The sequence below is a fragment of the Moraxella equi genome, from assembly GCF_002027555.1.
Lineage (GTDB): Bacteria > Pseudomonadota > Gammaproteobacteria > Pseudomonadales > Moraxellaceae > Moraxella > Moraxella equi.
Window position 1 is genome coordinate 1 of sequence record NZ_MXAP01000019.1, and the last position, 21,940, is coordinate 21,940.

The following is a 21,940-nucleotide window of genomic DNA, read 5'->3' on the forward strand; positions in this document are numbered from 1 at the left end:
GATACAGTTGCTACTACTGCCACATTCGTTGGTGTCTTTATCAAATTCATTTTGTAGTATTTGCATCAGTTCAATGGAAGTTTTATCGCTAATAGGAATATACATCATACCAAATCGACAAGATGGGTTATACGGTACAATGGATAAGGCGTAAGCAGATTGTACCAATAACGCACTGACGATAAAAGCACCAATAAATTTTTTAGAAAATACCATTGTTTGAAATATAGAACAAAAATGATGCGTAATACGCACCTGACAATCCGATAGTGTGCTAAATATTACAATATTTTAACTTTCCTAAGCCACTACAATAAATTTTCCGTCTAAATCAAATTTTTGCTACCAAAATTTGCTTGGATTGTTCTAGGTTGATCACATTATTCATGCTAATATTACCAAAATAAGTATGGGGTAAAATGGTTACAAACAACCCCTCAAATCCAAATATTTGGACTAAATATAACAGCTATTTATTTTGAGCTTTCATATTCTTGACCATCAGAATCGGTTTTCTTTTGCTCATTGTTGATAGATAAAGAGTCTTTGGCATTAGGCTCATGTTTTTGGATAAATGCCAAGATATCAGGGTAGTAGGTTGGTAGGGTTTTTATGATCAAAGTACTTGTTCTTTGATCATAAAATACACTGCTATACCTCATGGTAAGTCTCTCCATTTCTTCTGCTACCATTACTGTTATTGTTGGGGCATCTTGAACGCGAATATGATAGGTGTGCCTAGGTTCATAACATACTTGTGCAGATAAGGCGTGGGCGGATTGTGTAAACAATACGCAAATTGTAAAGAGAGTAATAATTTTTTTGATAGTCATAAATATCACTTCAATCCAAATGGATTTATGTGTGAATTATGAATTTTGTCATTCTATATTTAATGGGCGTAAATGCTATTTAAAAATTTACGCCCATTTTTTTTAATAAATTTAGATTGGTAATTTAAAAACACCCAACCTTCTCACCCTTCTCCGCCTTTGCCAATTTCTCTTCTGCCAAAGCCTTCGCCGAACGCACAGGCGGTGGGCAGTCTTCGCCATAGTATTGGCGGTCGGCAAAGTAGCTTGAACGCACCATGGGATTTGCCCAGATGTTAAAAAAGCCCAACTTTTTGCCGTATTCGGTATAGCGAGCGAACTCATCGGGGTGGACGTATCTGTCTACAGGGGCGTGGTTTTTGCTTGGGGCTAGGTATTGCCCGATCGTGATGATGTCCACGTCATGAGCTTTTAGGTCGTCAAGTAGGGCATAAACCTCTTCTTCGGTCTCGCCAAGCCCCACCATAAATCCACATTTGGTGGCAACATCAGGACGGCGTGCCTTGTATTCTTTTAGCAGGTTTAGGGAGTGCTGATAGTCCGAGCCGGGGCGAAATGCCTTGTATAGGCGTGGCACGGTTTCAATGTTGTGGTTAAAGACATCGGGGGCGGTTTCGGCAAGTAGATCAATGGCGATTTTTTCACGTCCACGGAAATCAGGCACGAGAATTTCAATCAAGCAGTTGGGGCTTAGGGCTTTGGATTCTTGGATAACTTCCACAAAATGCCCCGCACCGCCGTCTTTTAGGTCGTCTCTGTCCACACTTGTGATGACGGCATATTTTAGCCCAAGCCCCAAAATGGTCTCAGCGGTGTGGCGTGGCTCGTCCACATCAAGGGGATTGGGGCGACCGTGTGCCACTTCACAAAACGGACAACGGCGTGTACAAATGTCGCCCATAATCATAAAGGTCGCCGTGCCGTCTCCAAAGCATTGGGGTAGGTTGGGGCAAGCGGCTTCTTCGCAAACGGTGTAGAGTTTTTGCTTACGCAGTGTGCCTTTGATACGCTCCACTTCGGCAGGGCTGGATAATTTGACACGAATCCAGTCGGGCTTTTTGGGGGCTTCAACGGTGGGGATGACCTTAATGGGAATGCGAGCGACTTTGTCATAGCCACGCAGTTTTTCGCCTTGGACGGCTTTTTTGGGGGCGGGCTTGGGGCTTGGGGTATAAGTTTGGACGGTCATGGCTTGCCTATTTTTATAAAAATATGAGAATAAATTGGGATATTTTACCTTATTTCAAGGTAAAAAGCGATGACAAAAATCAAGGCGTGTGGGTGCGATTGTCGCCATAAACCCTTGTCGTTGATAGGGTTTTGCCATTTTTAAAGATGGTTTGAGCGTGGCATGGGCGTGGATTGGCAATGACGGATTGATTTGTTAAAATGGGTGTAAAAGTTTGGGTGGGTTAAAGCTGTTTTTAAAAATAAAATAAGCATTTGTCAAATTATGGTATTTTAAAATACTTGCAAATTGTAAGTCAAATCGTAAATCATATTATAAAGGTTAACACATCCTAATTTAATTATTTAAAAGTAAAATAAAAAAGGTAAGTTCATGGATTTATTTAATGATATTTTTAACAATCAATCGCCAAATCAATTACCCATAGACCAATTAATAAAAAACGGTCAATTTATGAATACCGACTTTACCGCTTATCTGCACGATGACAGCAAAGGTGTGGTTATTGTGGTGCCATTTGGTAGATTGTATTATTCGCCATGTTACTTTGATAAAAAATTCTGTGATGATTATTTGGCTTATTTATTGGCGGATGGCAATATCAACTGGCAACAAGACACCATTTATATGTATGGTAAAACGCACCCAGTTCCCCGCCTGTCGGCATGGTATGGCGATAAGGATTGTCCTTATGCGTATTCGGGTATTAGCCTTATGTCAAATACTTGGACGGATGAGCTACTTACCATCAATCAGGCGTTATTTAATGTTTGTAAAAGGCGATTTAATAGCGCGCTATTAAATCATTATCGCACGAGCGATGATTATATTAGCTGGCATGCCGATGATGAATCAGAGCTTGGGGCAAATCCTTTGATAGCGTCGGTAAGTTTTGGGCAGACCAGACGATTTTTATTAAGGCTTAAAGACAATCATGCGGTAAAATTAGAATTGCCTTTATATCATGGCAGTCTGCTTGTCATGGCAGGGCAGATTCAGCACCATTGGCAACACAGCATACCCAAGCAAAAGCGAGTGCAGGGCAGTCGGGTGAATCTGACGTTTAGAAACATCAAAATACGCCAATAGCCCAATGCTCCACGTGTCGCCTAAGCCAAAATCACACCCAATGCCAGACCTTGACAAATGGGTGGTATTTTTTTAAAAAATGTTGGCTATGGCAAATATTTTTTTGAAAATATGTCATTTTTCGGTTATCATACAAAGAGTAAATTTGGGCAAGATTGCCTTTAAAATCAACGTCTAGGCACTTGATAATTATTGTAATAATGAAAATCATTGTCAAGCACTTATGACCTACTATCATGGAGAATTGCTATGTCGCAAATGCTAACCGAATACAGAGCCCACGTCGCCGAGCGTGAAGCCTTAGGCGTACCCCCACAGCCATTGACCGATGCCCAAACTGCCGATTTGGTAGAACTTTTAAAAAACCCACCAGCAGGCGAAGAAGACTACTTGGTGGACTTACTTGAAAACCGTGTGCCAGCAGGGGTTGACCAAGCTGCCTATGTCAAAGCTGCCTTTTTAAATGCCGTTGTCAAAGGCGAAGCAACCTCCCCACTAGTTAGCAAAGAGCGTGCGGTATATCTACTAGGCACGATGCTTGGTGGTTATAACGTGGCTCCACTCGTTGAACTGCTTGATAATGCCGAGCTTGGTGGATTGGCTGCCGAAGCCTTGAAAAAGACATTGTTGGTCTTTGATGCGTTCCATGACGTAGAAGAAAAAGCCAAAGCAGGTAATGCCAACGCCAAAGCGGTACTGCAGTCTTGGGCGGAAGCGGAGTGGTTTACAAATCGCCCAGAAGTCCCCACCGAGATGACCATTACTGTATTTAAGGTAACAGGCGAGACTAACACAGACGACCTATCGCCTGCCCAAGATGCGTGGAGCCGTCCTGACATTCCACTACACGCCAACGCCATGCTAAAAAATGAGCGTGATGGCATTCGCCCAGAAAAAAATGGGGAAGTTGGCCCTCTAAGCCAAATCAAAGAATTGATTGCTAAGGGCAATCCTGTTGCCTATGTGGGCGACGTTGTGGGTACAGGTTCTAGCCGTAAATCAGCGACCAACTCTGTGCTATGGTTCTTTGGTGATGACATTCCACACATTCCAAACAAGCGTGATGGCGGTGTGTGCCTAGGCGGTAAAATCGCACCGATTTTCTTTAACACCATGGAAGACGCTGGGGCGTTGCCTGTTGAGATTGACGTTGCCGACATGAATATGGGTGATGAAGTTACCCTAAAAATCGACCACGCCACCGCAACTGTTACTGCATTCAAAGACGGCAATCAAATTGCCGAATCCAAACTAAAAACCCCTGCGCTACTAGACGAAGTGCGTGCTGGCGGTCGTATCAACCTTATCATCGGTCGTAACTTGACAGGTAAGGCTCGTGAAGCATTGGGTCTTGAACCATCTACCTTGTTCCGCACCCCAGAGCAACCTGCCGACACAGGCAAGGGCTTCACGCTAGCTCAAAAAATGGTCGGTCGTGCGTGTGGTCTGCCAGAAGGTCAAGGCATTCGCCCTGGTACCTACTGCGAACCTAAGATGACCACCGTGGGCAGTCAGGACACCACAGGTCCGATGACTCGTGATGAACTAAAAGACTTGGCGTGCTTAGGCTTCTCATCTGATCTTGTGATGCAGTCGTTCTGTCATACTGCTGCATACCCTAAGCCGATTGACGTTGTTACACACCACACCTTGCCTGACTTTATCATGAACCGTGGTGGTGTATCTCTACGCCCAGGGGATGGTGTGATTCACTCATGGCTAAACCGTATGCTACTGCCTGATACCGTAGGTACTGGTGGCGACTCGCACACCCGTTTCCCGATTGGTATCTCATTCCCAGCAGGTTCGGGTCTTGTGGCGTTCGCTGCTGCAACTGGTGTGATGCCACTGGATATGCCTGAGTCGGTGCTTGTGAAGTTCAAAGGCAAAATGCAACCTGGTATCACTTTGCGTGATTTGGTACACGCCATTCCTTACTATGCCATTCAAGCAGGCGACTTGACTGTTGAGAAAAAGGGTAAGAAAAATATCTTCTCTGGTCGTATCTTGGAGATTGACTTGACCGAAATGGAAAATGACTTGACCGTTGAGCAAGCGTTTGAACTCTCTGATGCGTCTGCCGAACGCTCGGCAGCAGGTTGTGCGATTACCGTTTCAGAAGAAAAAGTTGCCGAATACCTGCGTTCTAACATCGTCATGCTAAAATGGATGATTGCCGAGGGCTATGGTGATGCTCGTACGCTTGCTCGCCGTGCTGAAAATATGCAAAAATGGCTAGACAACCCAAGTCTGCTAAAAGCCGATGCCGATGCCGAATACACCAAAGTATATGAGATTGACCTTGCTGACATCAAAGAGCCAATCCTATGCTGTCCAAACGACCCTGATGATGCTAAGTTGCTATCAGAAGTGGCTGGCGACAAGATTGACGAAGTGTTTATCGGTTCATGCATGACCAACATCGGGCATTTCCGTGCCGCAGGTAAATTGCTTGCCGAAGTGCCAGCAGGTAGCTTGACCACTCGTCTATGGATTGCACCACCGACCAAAATGGACGAACGTCAGCTTATGGACGAAGGTTATTACAATACCTATGCCCAAGCAGGTGCACGTACCGAGATGCCAGGTTGCTCGCTGTGCATGGGCAACCAAGCTCGTATCGCACCAAACTCAACGGCAGTATCCACCTCTACTCGTAACTTCCCGAACCGCTTAGGTCAAGGAGCGAACGTGTACCTAGCTTCTGCCGAGCTTGCATCAGTAGCATCTGTACTTGGTAAACTACCAACCGTTGAAGAGTACATGGCATACGCAGGTAAACTTGAATCTATGGAGGCCGAAGTGTACAACTACCTAAACTTTGACCAAATGAGTGAGTACACCGAAAAATCAGACAAAATCAGCGTGGCACAACTTGCCTAATCTGATTTGATTAAAAAGACACCGTCAAGCGATTGGCGGTGTTTTATTTTTTGTCAATTTTTATCAAAAAAACACTTCTAATCCGCAAAAATGCCACGACCACCAAGACAAGCCCCACCACGACCGCCACGCCTTTACTAATGGGGGCGATGAACTCCGCCACTTGTTCATAGTTCGCCCCAAGTACATAGCCGGCATACGCCAACAGGGTCGTCCAAATGGCAGAGCCTAATGTCGTCAGCACCAAAAATGGCAATATCGGCATGCGGTTCATACCCGCAGGGATGGAGATGAGCGAGCGAATGGCAGGTATCATTCGCCCAAAAAATACCACCGCCTTTCCGTGTTTGTTAAACCAAAGGGTCGCATTGGTGATGTCGGACGGCTTGATGAGTAGGTATTTGCCGTATTTTTCGGTCAGAGCGTACAGGCGTTTCTCATCAAACACCGTCCCCAGATAGTACAGTGGCAATGCTCCAAGCACCGACCCTGCTGTCCCTGCGATGATGACGGCAATGATGTTCATGTTACCCATGGCTGACCAAAATCCCGCCATAGGCATGATAAGCTCGCTCGGTATGGGCGGAAAGACGTTTTCTAAAAACATCATCAGCGTAACCCCTGCCAGTCCAAGCTTATCCATGATTGCCAAAATCCACGCACTCATGCTGTCCATGAATACCCCCCAATCTTTAAAAAAGGTCTTATCATAACAGAAAAAATACTTTGTTGGCAAAGGTAAATTTGATATAATGGACAACCAACCCTTTATTTATGATGAGAGCCTTATGACCACATTTACCGAACAAAAAAATGCCGTAACCCACATTGACGGTGCCTTACATGACAATGCCAATCTGCGTATTGGGATTGCCGTGGGGCGGTTTAATGGCTTTTTGGTTGAAAGTTTGGTAGAAGGGGCGTTGGATGTTCTGCTACGTCATGGCGTGCTTGGCGAGAACATCACGGTAGTGCGTGTGCCGGGGGCGTTTGAGCTACCCCTGACCGCCAAACGCATGGCGGTAACGGGCAACTATGACGCCATTGTCGTGCTTGGGGCGATTATCCGTGGAGCGACACCGCATTTTGATATCGTGGCAAGCGAGTCTGCCAAAGGCCTGTCGCACGTGGCTCTACATCACGACATTCCTGTAATTAATGGCATTTTGACCACCGAAAACATTGAGCAAACCATCGAACGAGCTGGCACCAAAGCAGGTAACAAAGGCTATGAAGCAGGCATGACCGCCATTGAAATGGTGAGCGTGTTAAAAGCTTTGTAATCTCTAATAAATTTGGCATTGTTTTTTTATTAAACTTATTTTAAATTAAAAATGTAGGGGCGAATTGCAATTTGCTCTAAGATGGTTTATTAAAAATAAACAATGTTCATTTCCCATTTTCCCATTAAAAGATGATTTTAATGCAGTATTATTTTAAGGCTAAATATGACCACACCCAACCCCCAAAATGACCAATTTGACATCAATGAAACTGGCTATAAAACCAGCTATACCGCCATTCGCAAGGCTCGCCGTTTTGCCGTGCAAGGTCTTTATGAATGGCTGATGACGGATTATCGTTTTGCCAATGAAAGCCGTGATTTATTAGGCGGTAATGAGCCATATACCATTGTCGCTCGCACACGAGCTGATAACGCCATGCACACCGTGCATTTGGGCTATTATCACGAGCTCATGCGTCAAATTCCTGACAAAACAGGCGAGCTGATTGTGGAGATTTCTCGTTATCTTGACCGCAGTTTTGAAAAGTTAGACACCATTGAAAAGGCGATTTTGTTGATTGGGGCGTACGAGCTAAAACACAGCTTGCATATCCCTTATAAAGTGGTGCTTGATGAAGCCATGCAATTAAACACTCATTTTGGGGCAACCGATGCTCATAAATTTATCAATGCCATTTTGGATAGATATGCCAAAGACGTGCGAGAATTGGAATATGGGCCAATAAAGCTGAGAAAAAAGCCAAAAAAGAAAGTGAATAATAAAAAGGGCGGATAATTCTGCCCTTTTTTAAAATCATCAAATAAATAACCATGTCCGAATTTTCCCTAATCTACACCCATTTTAAATATGCCACCACACGCCACCCAAGCACCATTTTGGGTATTGGTGATGATTGTGCGATAAGCCACATTCCACCAAATAGCCAGCTTGTCAGCTGTGTGGATACGCTCGTGGCAGGACGGCATTTTGTGTTTGAGACCGACCCACACGCCATTGCCTACAAGTCGGTGGCGGTTAATCTGTCCGACCTTGCCAGCATGGGGGCAACACCGTACGCCATTTTGGTGGGATTGTCCTTACCAAAGGCGATGGCAAACGATGATTTTTGCAAGGCATTTGCACACGGTTTGGCGGACGCTTGCAAGCCCTTTGGTGTGGAGCTGATTGGGGGTGATACCACAGGCTCGCCTATTTTGACGATTTCGGTTACGGCTTTGGGCTTTGTTCCGTCCAATCAGGCGATCACACGGCAAGGGGCATGCGTGGGCGATGTGGTGTGTGTGAGTGGCACGGTGGGGCTTGCAAGCCTTGCCCTACATGGGATTTTGGACGATTTGAACGGAGACGGGCATGCCAACCGACCGCCAGACAGTCTGCCCCACGACTTACGCCAAGCCATGCAATACCCTGCCCCACAGGTGGCACTTGGAGGGCGACTCATCGGCTTTGCAAGTAGCATGATTGACATCTCGGACGGCTTGGGGCAGGATTTGGGGCATATTTTGACGGCAAGTGGCGTGGGGGCAGTGATTGACCTTGATGCCATACCAAGCCATGCTCTGCTTGATGCCTTGCCCCACGCCCAAAAATGGCAACATCAAATCAATGGGGGCGATGATTATCAGTTGTGCTTTACCACACCTTCTGCTAAACTTGATTTATTTAAACAGCAAAATCCTGATATGCCGATTTATTCCATTGGGCAAATTGTGGCGGATAAAGGGTTGGTGTTTTTACACAATAAAAAAGAAGTGGGGTTATTGGTAAAAGGGTGGGAGCATTTTTGATGAATGCTTGCCTATCAAAAGGCGTTAATCATGAATAAATTTATTTTAGCGGTTTTACTATCTTGTGGATTATGCAATCAAGCATTTGCCAATCATCAAACTTTTCAAAAGTTTATTCCCAAAGGATTTAAATTAAATCAAAGGCATTGCCAAGCTGATTTTAATAAAGATGGCAAAAACGACTGCGTGTTACTCATCAAAGACACTAAAAAATCAGCATGGGTGGAAACATACTATGGAACTATGGTGGATAGAAATCGGCGAGGGATTGTTATTTTATTTAAAACCAATCAAGGCTACCAAAAAGTTTTGGAAAATAAAGCATTATTTGCGTCCGAAAATGAAGACGGTGGCGTATATTTTGCCCCAGAATTGGAGATTGAAGCCGAAGGGAATAAACTTATCTTTTATTACGGTCATGGACGCTATGGCAGTTGGCAATATATTTTTGATTACCGTGCCATTAATAATAAAGACTTTTATCTGATTGGCTATGATTCATCATCCAATCGTGGTCCTTATATTGAATATACGCACAGTGTTAATTTTTTAACGCATAAATTCCGTCATCAAGAAAACATGAATAAAAGCAGAGATAGTGATGTGCCAAAGTTTAAAACAACATGGCATACCTTACCCAAAGCACCCCTTCAAAAATTAAGCCAAATTGATGATATTAGTGGTGTGGGATTTCACATGGATGAAATGCTTTATCATATCAAAACTCAATAAATAAGATTGCACAATGAACCAAGCTACCAACCACAAACCCGACATTCGTAAATCAAACCCTTGTCCGCCTTGTCCGCCTACCGCCACCGCCTTTGAAAAATGCGTATATTGGCTAGGGATTGGCTTAGGTTCTGGTCTGCCCAAAAAAGCTGCTGGTACTTGGGGGACGGTGGGTGGGCTTATTATCGCCTTGCCCATGCTTTTATTGGGATTTTGGCGATTTTTGGCGATTACCATTATTGGCTGTCTGATTGGTAGTTATATTTGTGGTAAGACATCAGATTTGATGAATACTCACGATGACCCGCATATCGTCTTTGATGAATGGGTAGGAATGTGGATTGCGTTATTGCCAAGCGTTTGGTCGTTGATAGGTATACCAGATGATAAAAGCGGATTGGCATATTGGCACCCAAGTTTAATTTTACTTTTGATTATTCCATTTATTTTATTTCGCTTTTTTGATATTATTAAGCCTTTTCCCATCAAATGGGTGGATAAAAACGTCTCTGGTGGATTTGGGATATTGATTGATGATATATTGGCAGGGATAATGTCGGCGGTGTTGTTTGCTTTAATAATGCTTATACTTTAACGTATTTTGGGGCTTTTATGTTTAATGAATTTATTTGGCGTAATTACAAAGAGAGTAAGTCGGGAGGGAATTTTATTGATAATTTTAAAGAATTGCCACAAGATTTTTTAAGGGAATATCTGGTAGATTATTATTTGGATATAGATGAAGTCTATGCTTATATAGATGAATTTTTATTGTTTTCAAGTTTATCAAATGCCAAGATAGATAATCTAGAGCAAGCTAAACATATTTTTCATGACCTTTGTGATAATGGTATTGATTTTGATATATCTGAAAAAAGAGATGGCTCTATCATTGAGCATGTAGAACCAAATTTTGAATGGTTTTTGCAATGTATTGTACCTATATCTTTATGTCTATATCTAATTAATAGTGATTTTTTCAAGCCATATCTTTTTATTCATAAATTTAGGGACTTAATATCAATTTGTGATGAGTTTGGGATAGAATTACCTGAAATCCCCAAAAAATCTGATAAACAATCACGTTTTGCTTATTATTGGGGTTTTTGTGAATCGATATATAATTTTCAAATAAAAAACAATCTTGATTCAAACGAAATTTGTGCTTTCTTATATGACTTTGCACCTAAATATCTTTCTTCTCAGAAAAACAAGGAGGTTAGTCTGCCAAATCCAACAAATATCTGGTTGGTGGGGGCAAATAAGACGGGTGGAGATTTTAATTTTTTAGATGGTATAAATGACAGTAGTACACACTTTTGGCAAGGAAATTTGGAGACTAAAAAAGGAGATATTATCATTATGTATTGCCTAAGCCCAAGAAGCTACATACATTCTATTTGGCGAGCGACTTCCAATGGGATTGCAGACCCATTTTTCATTATTATAGCCATATTTATATAGGCTATGGCAAAAAGATAAAGCCAATACCACTTAATCAATTAAAGACGGATACTTATTTTTCTAAAAACAGCTTGGTTAGAAAAAATTTTCAGGGTGTAAATGGATTTTCTTGGAATGCTGTAGATTATCAAAATCTAATAAATATCATTGAAAGCAATCAAGATGATATAAATGATTTGCCTGTTTTATTTTCTTCTTCTTATAAAGGTAATGAAAACTTAAATAATGAAAAAGATGTTGAAAAATTTTTAATAGAGCCGTTGTTGCGTGATTTGGGTTACAGTGATAATGATTGGGTGCGTCAATTAGTTGTTAAAATGGGTAGAGGCGAGAGGGTCTTTCCTGATTATGCCTTGCTTTCAAATAAAGATAAGGGTTTTGAGCAAGCCAAGATTTTATTTGAAGCAAAATTTATAATTAAAAATCATAAAGATTTTGAATCTGCCTTCAGACCGGTTTGGTCATATGGATTAAGGCTATCAGCAACATTACTAATTGTTGCTGATAAAAACTCTTTATGGTTATTTGAGAGGGTTAATCAGGGTTTTGATAGACATTCTTTTAGTCAATTCTATTGGAAAGAATTGCAACAATCAGATAAATTTCTAGCCTTAAATAAGATTTTTAAAAGGCATGACAAATAAAATATTTTAGCAAAAGAGTATTATGCAAGTTTCGTAACCATATATTTTTCCAAATTCCATGTTATAATAATTTTACCTAATTTTAGTAAGGAATTACCATGTTAAATATCATCATTCTAGCAGGTGGCAAAGGCACTCGCATGAAGTCGGTTAAGCCAAAAGTATTACAAACTTTAGCAGGCAAACCGCTACTTCGCCATGTATTAGATACTTGCCGTGCATTAAATGCCGATAATACCATTTTGATTTATGGTTATAACGGTCAAATGGTCAAAGATGAGATTATCGACAGCGATTTGATATGGGCAGAGCAAGTCGAACAGCTCGGCACGGGTCATGCGGTGCAAATGGCATTGCCCCATTTGCCAAAAGACGGCAAAAGCCTGATTTTATATGGCGATGTGCCATTGACAAGATTGGATACCTTGCAAAATCTCATTGAGCAAAACACGCATGGCATTAGTATGCTGACGATGAATGTGGACAATCCTTTTGGGCTTGGGCGAATTGTCCGCCAAGATGATAAAGTCATCGCCATTGTGGAGCAAAAAGACGCCACCGATGCCCAAAGACAAATTAAAGAAATCAATAGCGGTATTTATTGTGTGGATAATGCTCTATTGCATAAATATTTGCCAAAGCTCGATAATAACAACGCCCAAGGCGAATATTATCTGACCGATATTATCAAAATGGCGGTGGCGGATAATATTGAGATAAAAACGATTAGCCCGACTTTTGAATTTGAAATAGATGGCGTGAATGACCGTATTCAACTTGCCAATTTAGAACGCACTTATCAAGCTCATTTGATTCACGAATTACAATTAAATGGCGTACAATTTGCCGACCCTAATCGTGTGGATATTCGTGGCTCATTAAAATGTGGTAGTGATGTGTTTATTGATATTAACACCGTATTTATTGGCGATGTGGTATTGGGTGATAATGTACAAATTGATGCAGGCAATGTTATCTCTAATTGTGCCATTGGTAATAATACCCACATCAAGCCAAATTGTGTGCTTGATGACAGCACGATTGGGGCAGATGTTGCCATTGGTCCTTTTGCTCATATTCGCCCAAAAGCAGATATTAAAGACAACGTCAAAATTGGCAATTTTGTAGAAATCAAAAAATCTACCTTAAACCAAGGGGCAAAGGTAAGCCATTTAAGCTATATTGGCGATGCCGATGTGGGGCGTGATGTCAATATCGGGGCAGGGGTAATCACCTGTAATTATGACGGCGTGAATAAATTTAAGACCTACATTGGCGATAATGCTTTTGTGGGCAGTAACAGCTCGCTTGTCGCTCCTGTCAAGATTGGGGCAAACGCCACGATTGGAGCGGGGTCGGTGATTACCAAAGATACGCCTGATGATAAATTGACAGTTGCTCGTAATAGACAGACGACCATTGACGGTTGGAAGCGTCCTGTTAAAAAAGGCTAAGTTTTAATCAAATATCGCATTCATTTATTTAGGGCGTGCCTACCCTTTATAACACAATTTAAAATTTAAAAATATTTTAAAAATAAAATGATGTTTTTGCATGAAAAATGGCTATCCGACCACTAATTTAAAAATTAGGTTAAAATTCTTAAAAATTTACCCAGTTAAGTGGTCGGATTGTTTTTCATAATAAAAGCTTGTTTGATAGAATAACTATCAAACTTCAATTTTTCCTTGAAAAACGGGCGATTCCCCTGCTTTTTTAAACGGGCATTTTTCATTGCAAATACAAAAGGTAGGTACACCCTAGTGAATGTGATGTTTTTTATCATTTCTAAAAAATATTAAAAAATATCAAGACAAATTCATTATCCTGTGATAAAGTACAAAACCGATGTTTATCATATAATAAGTTGAATTTTAATTTGGTTTTTGTGCTATTTTATAACATGAAATAATTATTTTTAAAATAATTATTTATTGGTAGTAGTCTAAAAAGTATGCCAAACTAGGTTTTCCGTTCGCCCTGAGCCTGCCTACGGATAGGAAAACCGTCATGGTTCGACAAACTCACCACAAACGGTTTTCTTGTTAGCATACTTTTTGAACCAAAGCCTATTTATTTTTATCATAAAATCACTTATTCCCATAAAAATAACGCACTGCTTGTCTGTGATAAATGTCTAGTATTTCATCATGATTAAGGAAAATATATGCTGACACTCATCGGCTTGGCAATCATTCTTGTGATTGTCGGTTTGCTTATTACCGAAAAAGTCTCGCCTGTCATCGCCATGGTGCTTGTGCCATTTATTGGCATTTTGGTGGCAGGATTTGATTTGGGACAGATTAAAGAATTTTATGGCGACGGGGCAAAATCAGTCATTCAGATTGTGATTATGTTCATCTTCGCCATTTTGTTTTTTGGGATTATGAGCGATGTGGGGCTGTTTCGCCCTTTGATTGACAAATTGGTTCAGCTAACTCGGGGTAACATCGTTGCCGTGAGCGTGGGGACAGTGCTGGTGTCGGTGGTGGCACAGCTTGATGGAGCGGGGGCGACCACGTTTTTGCTTGTTGTGCCTGCTTTACTACCACTGTACAAAAAGCTACACATGAATCCGTATATGCTGTTTTTACTGTTGGCGTCTAGTGCCGGGGTGGTGAATATGCTTCCTTGGGGCGGCCCGACAGGACGTGTGGCGACCGTGCTAGAAATGGATGTAAATGAGTTGTATCAACCGCTGTTTAGTGTGCAAGTCATTGCTCTGACGTATATTGTTGCATTGGCGACATTTTTGGGCATCAAAGAAAAAAGACGCATCACCAAGGAATTTGGGGTGTTGCCTGATGTGAGTGAGCTTATCAAGCCTGTTGAGCTAAGTGATGAAGAAAAAGCATTGGCACGCCCTAAACTATTTTGGGTGAATGTGGCGATTTTTGTGCTGACCATGGCGTTGCTGTTTTCTGGCAAGTTACCCCCAGGCTATGTCTTTATGATTGCCACGTCTGTGATATTGCTTGTCAATTATCGCAGTCCCAAAGAACAGCTTGCTCGCATTAACGCTCACGCAGGCGGGGCGATTGTCATGGCAAGTATCATCTTGGCGGCAGGGACGTTTTTGGGTATCTTAAAGGGTTCGGGCATGCTTGATTCGATTGCTCATGACTTGGTAAAAGTACTACCTTCGGCAAGCCTACCTTATCTACACATCATCATCGGTATCATCGGCATTCCGTTGGAGCTGGTGTTAAGTACGGATGCGTATTATTTTGGACTGTTCCCTGTGGTTGAGCAAATCACCACCCAAGCAGGGGTGGCTCCGACATCGGCAGGCTATGCCATGCTTATCGGTAGCATCGTGGGTACGTTTGTTACACCATTATCGCCAGCACTATGGATGGGCTTGGGTCTTGCCAATCTGTCTATGGGCAAGCACATTCGTTATTCGTTCTTTTGGATTTGGGGGCTATCGCTATTAACCCTTGCCAGTGCGATTGTGATTGGGGTTGTGCCTTTGCCATGATTATCAAGGCGATTTAAGGTTTAAAAACACGGTGGGTGAGCCGTGTTTTTTTGTGGGTATGTGGTGGGTGTGCTGAGGTGGTTCGCTGTATTTCATGAACTTGATTTACCACAGCCATGTCATACACCCTAATTTGTCATGAGTTTGTAGGGGTTGGCTCCGCACATCCTTTATTGTCGTCATTTTTAGCCCTTGCATCTCATCATTGCGTTTGTAGCAATTTTAAAATCTCTTGGGTATATGATTATAGTATGAACCATAAAATAAAAACACGACCAATAGCCGTGTTTTTATAGAATGGATAGGGGGTTATTGTCCTTCGGGAATGTTCTCGCCGTCCCCCTCAGGAATAACTTCATCGCCTGAGCTTTCTACCATCTCTGAATCACCATCACCTAAAATCTCATTAGCAAGAGCTTCTTCGGCTTCATTCTCATTGGTGATGTCGATGATTCTTTGCTCGGTTTTTTTGCTCTTGGCAAGATTACCGTCATCAACCCATTTGGTGGGTTCGTCTTTGAGTTGATGCTTCATATAATCCACCCAAACAGGCATAGCAAGCGTGCCACCATAGGCTTTTGCACCCAGTGAAGCAGGCTCGTCATAGCCAATCCACACCACAGCCACATGGTTGCGTTGCAAGCCGGCAAACCAAACATCTTTGGCTTGGTTGGTGGTGCCTGTTTTACCGCCTAAGTCAGAGCGGAAATTACCCTTACGACCTGTACCGCCTGTCATAACACCTTTTAGCATACTTGCCATGTAGCGAGATGTGCGTACCGATAAGATGCGTGGTGCTTGCTCGGCAATACCAAACTGAATGGCTTGTTTGGGTCTTAGGCGGTCAAAGATGGGTGCGGCATCTAGCGTAGGATTCTTTTTGCGGTAGGCGTTGATTTGAGATTCCAGTTCTTTTTGAGCGGTATTAACACGCATTACCAGTACTTTGGTTTTATCAGTAACTTTTGGTGTGTCTTTATCTGCATCTTTTTCTTTCTTTGTTTCCTCACTCTTGTCTTTGCTGGTTTTTTTGTTATCTGCCTGTTCTAAGCTGTTTTCATCCATCGTTTCTTCGTTTTGTTCTGAGACATGACCAAAACCATCTAATAGTTTGGTATTGACTTTACTAAGTTCTTTATTAAAGCAAACGGCACAAGCTTGAACAGGATTGGCTTGGAAGATGGTTTGGTTGTCAAAGTTATAGATACGTTCAATAAAATAAGGCTGGATGCGGTGACCGCCATTGGCGAAAGTGGCATAGGCGGTTGCCATCTGTAAAGGAGTGGCATCAGTTGCCCCCAGTGCTAAGGTGAGAGACTGGGGCAGGCGGTCTTTTTCTAGACCAAACTGTGAGAGCATTTCTCGAGTGGGTTCAACACCTGCCTTTTGCATCATGCGAATCGACGGTAGGTTTAGTGAACGTGCCAAAGCACTAGAAATGGAAACTGCACCGCCAGCACCACCGCCTGCATTTTTAGGTCGCCAATTACCAATTTTGATGGGGGCGTTTGAGATGACATCGCCAGGGCTTAGTTTGCTGTTTTCAAAAGTGGCAGCATAGATTAAGGGTTTGATGATAGAACCAGGTTGACGATAGCCTTGGGTGGCACGGTTAAACTTGCTTTGGTTGAAATGAAAACCGCCAGCGACAGCTTCCAATGCACCATTTTGGGGGTTCATGGCGACAAGTGCCCCTTGGGTGCGTGGGGGCTGGGTTACATACCAACTATTGCCTTGCTTAGTCACACGGATGATGTTACCCACTTCAATGGCAGGTTTTAGCTCTTTACGGTCGCCAGCGACAAGGTTGGTGCCAAAGCCCCGTCTTTTACCCCCGACTTTGCTGTCAGCATAGTGCATGTTCATAAAGACACGCACTGTCTCGCCTGATTGGAGTTCGGCACGAATTTGACCGTTCTTGACTTCTACCACTTTGGCAGGAAGCATGTCACGAAACCGCTCGCCATCTCTAAAAGTAAAAGGTTTAAAATATGCCAAATCGCCCGTTAGAGCTTCAACACCACGATAAACAGTATTGGTGTAGGCATTGTGACTATAAGTGCCATTTAGCACGGCTTGCCTTGCTTTTAATTGGTCGGCACTGTCAATGGTCAGCTGTACTCGCCAGCCACTGTCCATGACTTGTGCCCCATAACGCTCGACCAGTGCCGAACGTGCCATTTCAGCGATATAAGGCAGGTTTAGATCAAGCTGTTCTTGGTACATATTAAGCCCGATGTCAGCAGTTAATGCTTCATCGTGCTCGGCTTGGGTGATGTAGCCTTTGGCAAGCATTCGCTTAATAATCCAGTTGCGCCGTTCTAAGGCACGTTTGGGGTTGATGACTGGGTTGAACTCAGAAGGGGCTTTGGGTAGACCCGCCAACATTGCCATCTCTGCAATGGTAAGATTATTTAATGACTTACTATAATAACGTTTGGCGGCGGCACGGATACCATAAGCTCCTTGACCTAAGTAGATCTTATTGACATATAATGTCATGATTTCTTTTTTGGACAGCTCGTTTTCGATTTTACGGGCAATGAACAGCTCGTTTAGCTTACGCTCAAAAGTTTGCTCGGGGCTTAAAAAGTAGTTTTTGGCAACTTGCTGGGTAATGCTTGAACCGCCCGTTTGTCCATCTGTGGTTGAAATCATCTCAGTGATGGCACGCCCAAGCCCTTTGACGCTAATGCCACTATGCTCGAAAAAGGTATCATCCTCTGCCGCCAAAAACGCTTGAATCATGGTTTCTGGTATGTCATCATAAGCTACAGGTAATGAATATCTGTTGCCATATTGTCCGATGAGTTTATGGTCTGCTGTATAGATTTGCAAAGGCATCTCTAGGGGCATCTTCTTTAATTCTTTAATGTTGGGCAAACTGGGCTCTAAGTACATTGCCATGCCATAAAAACCGATAGGAAAGGCAAGTACCAAAATCAAAATCAAGGCAAAAATTGCCAAAATTAGGTTTTTTAGATAAGAAATCAGACGAACGGCAGTATTTTTTTGAGACATAGCATTACTGGGTGGTTAAAATTGTTGTCAAAATGTTGTATCATATTCTTTATGTAAAGAATGCGTTACAAAGTATGTGTAATTTTGCAAAATTCATGTTAAAATTGCAGGTAAGTATAGCAGATTTCTGACAAAACTGGTAAACAAAACTGTTAAACTGGTCAAGTTAGTGAATAAAAGGTAACGTATTGTACTTTAAAAGCCATTATTCTAAGTGCAGTATTGTATTTAGTCGGCGTCAAAATATAAGGAATAAAGTCTGTGGGGCTATTTTCTCCTAAGGGTCGGCATCTTATCGGCTTAGATGTCAGTACCACTTCCGTTAAACTTGTTGAGCTAACAAGACAACAAGGAAGACTTCATTTGAAGTCTTATGGCGTTGAGCCACTTGAGCCGGGTTGGGTTGTTGATAAAAATATTGTTAACAGCGAAGAAGTGGGTGAGGCGATCGCTCGCTTGGTACGTCGTGCTGGTGCTGGCACCAAAGATGTGGCAACGGCGGTATCAGGTTCAGCAGTGATTACCAAAATCATTGACATGGAAACAAACATGTCTGATTCTGACCGGGAAGCCCAAATCAAGCTAGATGCTGAACAATATATTCCATATCCACTGGCAGAGGTGAATATGGATTTTGAGGTGCTAGGACCATCGACGACCGATCCGAATTTGGTGCGTGTCCTACTAGCCGCTTCCCGTTCTGAGAATGTGGATCAGCGTGTGGAAGCGTTGCTGATGGGTGGTCTAACAACAAAGGTAATGGATATTGAATCTCATGCCATTGAGCGCGCCTTTGATTTAATTGTGGATAATTTGCCCAATGATCCACAAGTGGTTGCACTTATTGATTTGGGACATAAACAGTCTACACTGTACATTGCTAAAGACGGTGAGTTTATCTATAACCGTGAACAAGGTTTTGGCGGTGCACAGTTGACCGAGGAGATTCAGTCACGCTATAGCATTCCTTACCATGATGCTACCATTGGTAAGCATGAACATACACTGCCTGCTGATTATCATGAAAGTGTGCTCACACCTTTTATGGAAAATATTGTTCAGCAAATCAGTCGTTCTTTGCAGTTCTATTTCTCATCAAGTGAATATAATAATGTCGACCACATTGTCTTGTGCGGTGGTACGTCAGCCTTGCCTGGGCTTGCTCAGATGGTGCAACAACGTGTGGGCGGCATGGTTTCAGTGGCAAACCCATTTGAAAGTATGTCAATTGATGCTCGAATTGACGGTGCGTTATTGCAAAAAGACGCACCAAGTCTTATGGCGGCGTGTGGATTGGCTTTAAGAGGGTTTGACTGATGGCACGTATTAACTTATTACCTTGGCGTAAAGAGCAACGCGAGCGCAGAAATAAAGAATTTAATTTATTGGCAGGAGCAACTGCAGGTCTTGCAATTCTAGCAATAATTTTGGCGTTTTCTCTGTTAAATAAAGATTTGTCCAATCAACAAGATGCTAATAAGCGTATTGAAGATGCTAATGCTCAGCTTGATGTGGCTTTAAAGTCCATTGAGGATTTGGAAGCTCAGCGTGAGCAAATGTTATCACAGATGAAAGTCATTCAAGATTTGCAAGGTCGTCGTTCTATTCCTGTACGTGTATGGGATGATATGGCAAGAGCCATACCTGTAGCAATGTATCTTAATAACATTAAGCGTGAAGCAGATGTTATTACTTTGACAGGTTTTGCTGACAACCCCAATGTGGTGGCAGCTTTAGTTCGTAACTTAAATGCCAGTGAATGGTTGGATGGTTCAGCAGTGGTTAGTATTAAAAGTAAGCTTGAAGCCTATCAGGAGACTGCCACTCAAAAAGCAACCAGTGGAAGCAATGATAAACTTGATCGACCTACCTATCCTGAAGACAATTATATAGAATTTGTTGTCACAACCAAGGTGCAAAACCCGCAAATAAGTGATGAAGAAAAAGCACAAGCTGAATTGGAATCTGGTGGCGACGTTGTTCTACCACCTGTGGAGTCAAGTTCAGAACCAATACCTGAAGTGGTACCAATCGGGATTGAAAATGCACCTGCACCTGAAGTGCAACAACAGGATAATGCACAAAATCCTGTCGCACCCACAGTTCAATCAAATTCGGTAACAACAACAGAAACACAACCCATTACTCCAGAGCAAGCCGTACAACCTGCCACTGCCAATGGCGATAACCAAGCAGGAGGTCAACAATGAAACTACCATTGAAAAAAATAAATCTACTGCTGAAACTTCTGTCGCAACAGAGGATGGTGGAAATAAAATTAAGCTTAGTAAGCCCAGTTTGTCCAAGTCTAAAAGTTTAACCAAGAATAAGGTGAAAACTAAGACTAAGAAGCATACATCCAAAAATAAAAAACCTGCCTTTGATTCAAAAAAATTCATGGCAGAAGTTAATTCATTGAATGCTCAAAACTATGGCTCTGCACCATTGCCGGTTAAGATTTTTATCTTAGTGATGATGGTGGTGCTTATTTTGGTTTTGGCGTGGGTGCTTTTGATTTCCAAGAAGCTAGACGAGATTAAAGCTGCTGAAGCTCAACAGGTAACGTTGTTGGAGCAATATAGAGAGAAAGAGTCTAAGGCTCGTCACCTAAAAGCTTACGAAGATCAAGTAGCACAAATGAAAAGAGACTTTGCTGATCTTCTTAATCAACTTCCTAAAGATACCCGTGTTCCTGAGTTGGTTGATGGTATTAATATGGTGGGTAGTGGTAGTGGTCTTCGCTTCCAAGACATTTCTGTCCAACCTGAAGTAGAGCAAGAATTCTTTATTGAACAGCCGATACAAATTATTGGTTTGGGGGATTACCATCAATTCGGTTCATTTGTGAGCGGTATTGCTGCTTTGCCACGAATTATCACCATGCATGATTTTGAGATTAAGAATCCCCAACCTTCGCTTGATAGAATGCCTGAGCTTCAACTGGTTTTGCAAACTAAAACTTATCGCTCTAAAGAAGTGGATTTAAATGCAACTGCTGGAGAAGTTAAGTCAACTGAAGGAGAGGTCAAATGATTAATTTTTCTCTAAAAACCAATGTTGGTTTGGCGATACTTCTGTCTTTATTGGTAGGTTGCACAGATCGCGTCAGTCTTGCTGAAGCGGAGATGGAAGATATTCGCAAGCAAGAGGCTAAGACGATTGAACCTCCGCCAGAGCCATTAAAGATTGAAGACTTTAAATATGGTGCACAAAATGTGCGTGATCCATTTGTGGCGAAGAGTCTGTTGGAGCGACAACAGAAAATTGCGGAAGCCCCTGCTGTTAAGCCTGATGAGAATCGTATTAAAGAACCACTTGAAGGTTTTGAATTATCAGAGTTGGTATATCGTGGCAAAGTTGTTGCACCAAACGGTCAAGAGTATGGACTTGTGCAGGCTCCGGATGGTATGGTGCATGACGTTCAGGTTGGTCGTTACTTGGGTAAAAACCATGGGCGTATTATTGAGATAACTTCAACGCAAGTCAATTTGATTGAGATTGTCAAAGATACTAATGATCAATATGTTGAAAAAACCGCCAATTTGGTTTCGCCAAATTAAAAGCCAACTA

Annotated in this window: 19 protein-coding genes; 15 read left to right on the top strand and 4 right to left on the bottom strand. The window is 42.3% G+C overall.

The features are described 5' to 3' along the window. Positions 1-473: 473 nt before the first annotated feature. Together B5J93_RS13260 and lipA are read right to left on the bottom strand one after the other, a co-directional pair. A complete protein-coding gene (locus tag B5J93_RS13260; RefSeq protein ID WP_143823470.1) occupies positions 474-833 on the bottom strand; it encodes a hypothetical protein in 360 nt (119 codons plus the stop codon). 124 nt (positions 834-957) lie between these two features. Further along, complete coding sequence (gene lipA, locus B5J93_RS01740; RefSeq protein WP_079324143.1) at positions 958-2,022, bottom strand: lipoyl synthase; 1,065 nt, start codon at positions 2,020-2,022, stop codon at positions 958-960. 372 nt (positions 2,023-2,394) lie between these two features. Between lipA and B5J93_RS01745 the strand changes: the two genes are divergently transcribed. Together B5J93_RS01745 and B5J93_RS01755 are read left to right on the top strand one after the other, a co-directional pair. Beyond that, positions 2,395-3,111, top strand: coding sequence for an alpha-ketoglutarate-dependent dioxygenase AlkB family protein (locus B5J93_RS01745; protein ID WP_079324144.1), 717 nt, complete (start codon positions 2,395-2,397; stop codon positions 3,109-3,111). 258 nt (positions 3,112-3,369) lie between these two features. Further along, positions 3,370-5,994, top strand: a complete 2,625-nt coding sequence (locus B5J93_RS01755) for a bifunctional aconitate hydratase 2/2-methylisocitrate dehydratase (protein WP_079324185.1) — start codon at positions 3,370-3,372, stop codon at positions 5,992-5,994. 43 nt (positions 5,995-6,037) lie between these two features. On the opposite strand, the gene B5J93_RS01760 is transcribed toward B5J93_RS01755, so the two are convergent. Further along, on the bottom strand, positions 6,038-6,670 hold the full coding sequence (locus tag B5J93_RS01760) for a DedA family protein (protein ID WP_079324146.1): 633 nt from the start codon (positions 6,668-6,670) through the stop codon (positions 6,038-6,040). A gap of 112 nt (positions 6,671-6,782) precedes the next feature. On the opposite strand from B5J93_RS01760, the gene ribH reads away from it, so the two are divergent. The 9 genes from ribH (at position 6,783) to B5J93_RS01805 (ending at position 15,349) form a co-directional block, all read left to right on the top strand. Next, a complete protein-coding gene (gene ribH, locus B5J93_RS01765) occupies positions 6,783-7,277 on the top strand; it encodes a 6,7-dimethyl-8-ribityllumazine synthase (RefSeq protein ID WP_079324186.1) in 495 nt (164 codons plus the stop codon). A 165-nt stretch (positions 7,278-7,442) separates the two neighbouring features. After that, positions 7,443-8,015, top strand: a complete 573-nt coding sequence (gene nusB, locus B5J93_RS01770) for a transcription antitermination factor NusB (RefSeq protein WP_079324147.1) — start codon at positions 7,443-7,445, stop codon at positions 8,013-8,015. Positions 8,016-8,050: 35 nt separating this feature from the next. Next, positions 8,051-9,028 (top strand): thiamine-phosphate kinase, encoded by a 978-nt coding sequence (gene thiL, locus B5J93_RS01775; protein ID WP_079324148.1) that lies wholly within the window; start codon positions 8,051-8,053, stop codon positions 9,026-9,028. 30 nt (positions 9,029-9,058) lie between these two features. Further along, positions 9,059-9,760, top strand: coding sequence for a hypothetical protein (locus tag B5J93_RS01780; protein ID WP_079324149.1), 702 nt, complete (start codon positions 9,059-9,061; stop codon positions 9,758-9,760). Between the two features lie 13 nt (positions 9,761-9,773). Continuing rightward, the gene (locus B5J93_RS01785) at positions 9,774-10,355 is read left to right on the top strand and encodes a phosphatidylglycerophosphatase A family protein (RefSeq protein WP_079324150.1); all 582 of its coding nucleotides are present in this window, start codon (positions 9,774-9,776) and stop codon (positions 10,353-10,355) included. 17 nt (positions 10,356-10,372) lie between these two features. Next, a complete protein-coding gene (locus tag B5J93_RS01790) occupies positions 10,373-11,224 on the top strand; it encodes a hypothetical protein (protein WP_079324151.1) in 852 nt (283 codons plus the stop codon). After that, positions 11,161-11,868, top strand: a complete 708-nt coding sequence (locus B5J93_RS01795) for a hypothetical protein (protein WP_143823471.1) — start codon at positions 11,161-11,163, stop codon at positions 11,866-11,868. Before B5J93_RS01790 ends, B5J93_RS01795 begins: the two co-directional genes overlap by 64 nt. 98 nt (positions 11,869-11,966) lie before the next feature. Continuing rightward, on the top strand, positions 11,967-13,322 hold the full coding sequence (glmU, locus tag B5J93_RS01800) for a bifunctional UDP-N-acetylglucosamine diphosphorylase/glucosamine-1-phosphate N-acetyltransferase GlmU (protein WP_079324153.1): 1,356 nt from the start codon (positions 11,967-11,969) through the stop codon (positions 13,320-13,322). A 713-nt stretch (positions 13,323-14,035) separates the two neighbouring features. Further along, complete coding sequence (locus tag B5J93_RS01805; RefSeq protein ID WP_079324154.1) at positions 14,036-15,349, top strand: CitMHS family transporter; 1,314 nt, start codon at positions 14,036-14,038, stop codon at positions 15,347-15,349. Between the two features lie 309 nt (positions 15,350-15,658). Here B5J93_RS01805 and B5J93_RS01810 read toward each other — a convergent pair whose 3' ends face one another. Beyond that, entirely contained in the window at positions 15,659-18,370 is a 2,712-nt protein-coding gene (locus B5J93_RS01810; protein ID WP_079324155.1) for a penicillin-binding protein 1A, read from the bottom strand. A gap of 261 nt (positions 18,371-18,631) precedes the next feature. Here B5J93_RS01810 and B5J93_RS01815 point away from each other — a divergent pair, with 261 nt between their 5' ends. The 4 genes from B5J93_RS01815 to B5J93_RS01830 are packed head-to-tail and all read left to right on the top strand — an operon-like array spanning position 18,632 to position 21,930. After that, a complete protein-coding gene (locus B5J93_RS01815) occupies positions 18,632-19,687 on the top strand; it encodes a pilus assembly protein PilM (protein ID WP_079324156.1) in 1,056 nt (351 codons plus the stop codon). Then, entirely contained in the window at positions 19,687-20,580 is an 894-nt protein-coding gene (locus tag B5J93_RS01820) for a PilN domain-containing protein (protein ID WP_079324157.1), read from the top strand. Before B5J93_RS01815 ends, B5J93_RS01820 begins: the two co-directional genes overlap by 1 nt. Then, positions 20,549-21,403, top strand: coding sequence for a type IV pilus inner membrane component PilO (locus B5J93_RS01825; RefSeq protein ID WP_079324158.1), 855 nt, complete (start codon positions 20,549-20,551; stop codon positions 21,401-21,403). Before B5J93_RS01820 ends, B5J93_RS01825 begins: the two co-directional genes overlap by 32 nt. Then, positions 21,400-21,930, top strand: a complete 531-nt coding sequence (locus tag B5J93_RS01830; protein WP_079324159.1) for a pilus assembly protein PilP — start codon at positions 21,400-21,402, stop codon at positions 21,928-21,930. The genes B5J93_RS01825 and B5J93_RS01830 overlap by 4 nt, the downstream gene beginning before the upstream one ends. The last annotated feature ends 10 nt before the right edge of the window (positions 21,931-21,940 follow it).

What these genes read in the sequence shown, in the direction of transcription:
- B5J93_RS13260 (WP_143823470.1), bottom strand. Translation starts at nt 833, where the DNA reads ATGACTATCAAAAAAATTATTACTCTCTTTACAATTTGCGTATTGTTT.
- lipA (WP_079324143.1), bottom strand. Translation starts at nt 2,022, where the DNA reads ATGACCGTCCAAACTTATACCCCAAGCCCCAAGCCCGCCCCCAAAAAA.
- B5J93_RS01745 (WP_079324144.1), top strand. Translation starts at nt 2,395, where the DNA reads ATGGATTTATTTAATGATATTTTTAACAATCAATCGCCAAATCAATTA.
- B5J93_RS01755 (WP_079324185.1), top strand. Translation starts at nt 3,370, where the DNA reads ATGCTAACCGAATACAGAGCCCACGTCGCCGAGCGTGAAGCCTTAGGC.
- B5J93_RS01760 (WP_079324146.1), bottom strand. Translation starts at nt 6,670, where the DNA reads ATGGACAGCATGAGTGCGTGGATTTTGGCAATCATGGATAAGCTTGGA.
- ribH (WP_079324186.1), top strand. Translation starts at nt 6,783, where the DNA reads ATGACCACATTTACCGAACAAAAAAATGCCGTAACCCACATTGACGGT.
- nusB (WP_079324147.1), top strand. Translation starts at nt 7,443, where the DNA reads ATGACCACACCCAACCCCCAAAATGACCAATTTGACATCAATGAAACT.
- thiL (WP_079324148.1), top strand. Translation starts at nt 8,051, where the DNA reads ATGTCCGAATTTTCCCTAATCTACACCCATTTTAAATATGCCACCACA.
- B5J93_RS01780 (WP_079324149.1), top strand. Translation starts at nt 9,059, where the DNA reads ATGAATAAATTTATTTTAGCGGTTTTACTATCTTGTGGATTATGCAAT.
- B5J93_RS01785 (WP_079324150.1), top strand. Translation starts at nt 9,774, where the DNA reads ATGAACCAAGCTACCAACCACAAACCCGACATTCGTAAATCAAACCCT.
- B5J93_RS01790 (WP_079324151.1), top strand. Translation starts at nt 10,373, where the DNA reads ATGTTTAATGAATTTATTTGGCGTAATTACAAAGAGAGTAAGTCGGGA.
- glmU (WP_079324153.1), top strand. Translation starts at nt 11,967, where the DNA reads ATGTTAAATATCATCATTCTAGCAGGTGGCAAAGGCACTCGCATGAAG.
- B5J93_RS01805 (WP_079324154.1), top strand. Translation starts at nt 14,036, where the DNA reads ATGCTGACACTCATCGGCTTGGCAATCATTCTTGTGATTGTCGGTTTG.
- B5J93_RS01810 (WP_079324155.1), bottom strand. Translation starts at nt 18,370, where the DNA reads ATGTCTCAAAAAAATACTGCCGTTCGTCTGATTTCTTATCTAAAAAAC.
- B5J93_RS01820 (WP_079324157.1), top strand. Translation starts at nt 19,687, where the DNA reads ATGGCACGTATTAACTTATTACCTTGGCGTAAAGAGCAACGCGAGCGC.
- B5J93_RS01825 (WP_079324158.1), top strand. Translation starts at nt 20,549, where the DNA reads ATGGCGATAACCAAGCAGGAGGTCAACAATGAAACTACCATTGAAAAA.
- B5J93_RS01830 (WP_079324159.1), top strand. Translation starts at nt 21,400, where the DNA reads ATGATTAATTTTTCTCTAAAAACCAATGTTGGTTTGGCGATACTTCTG.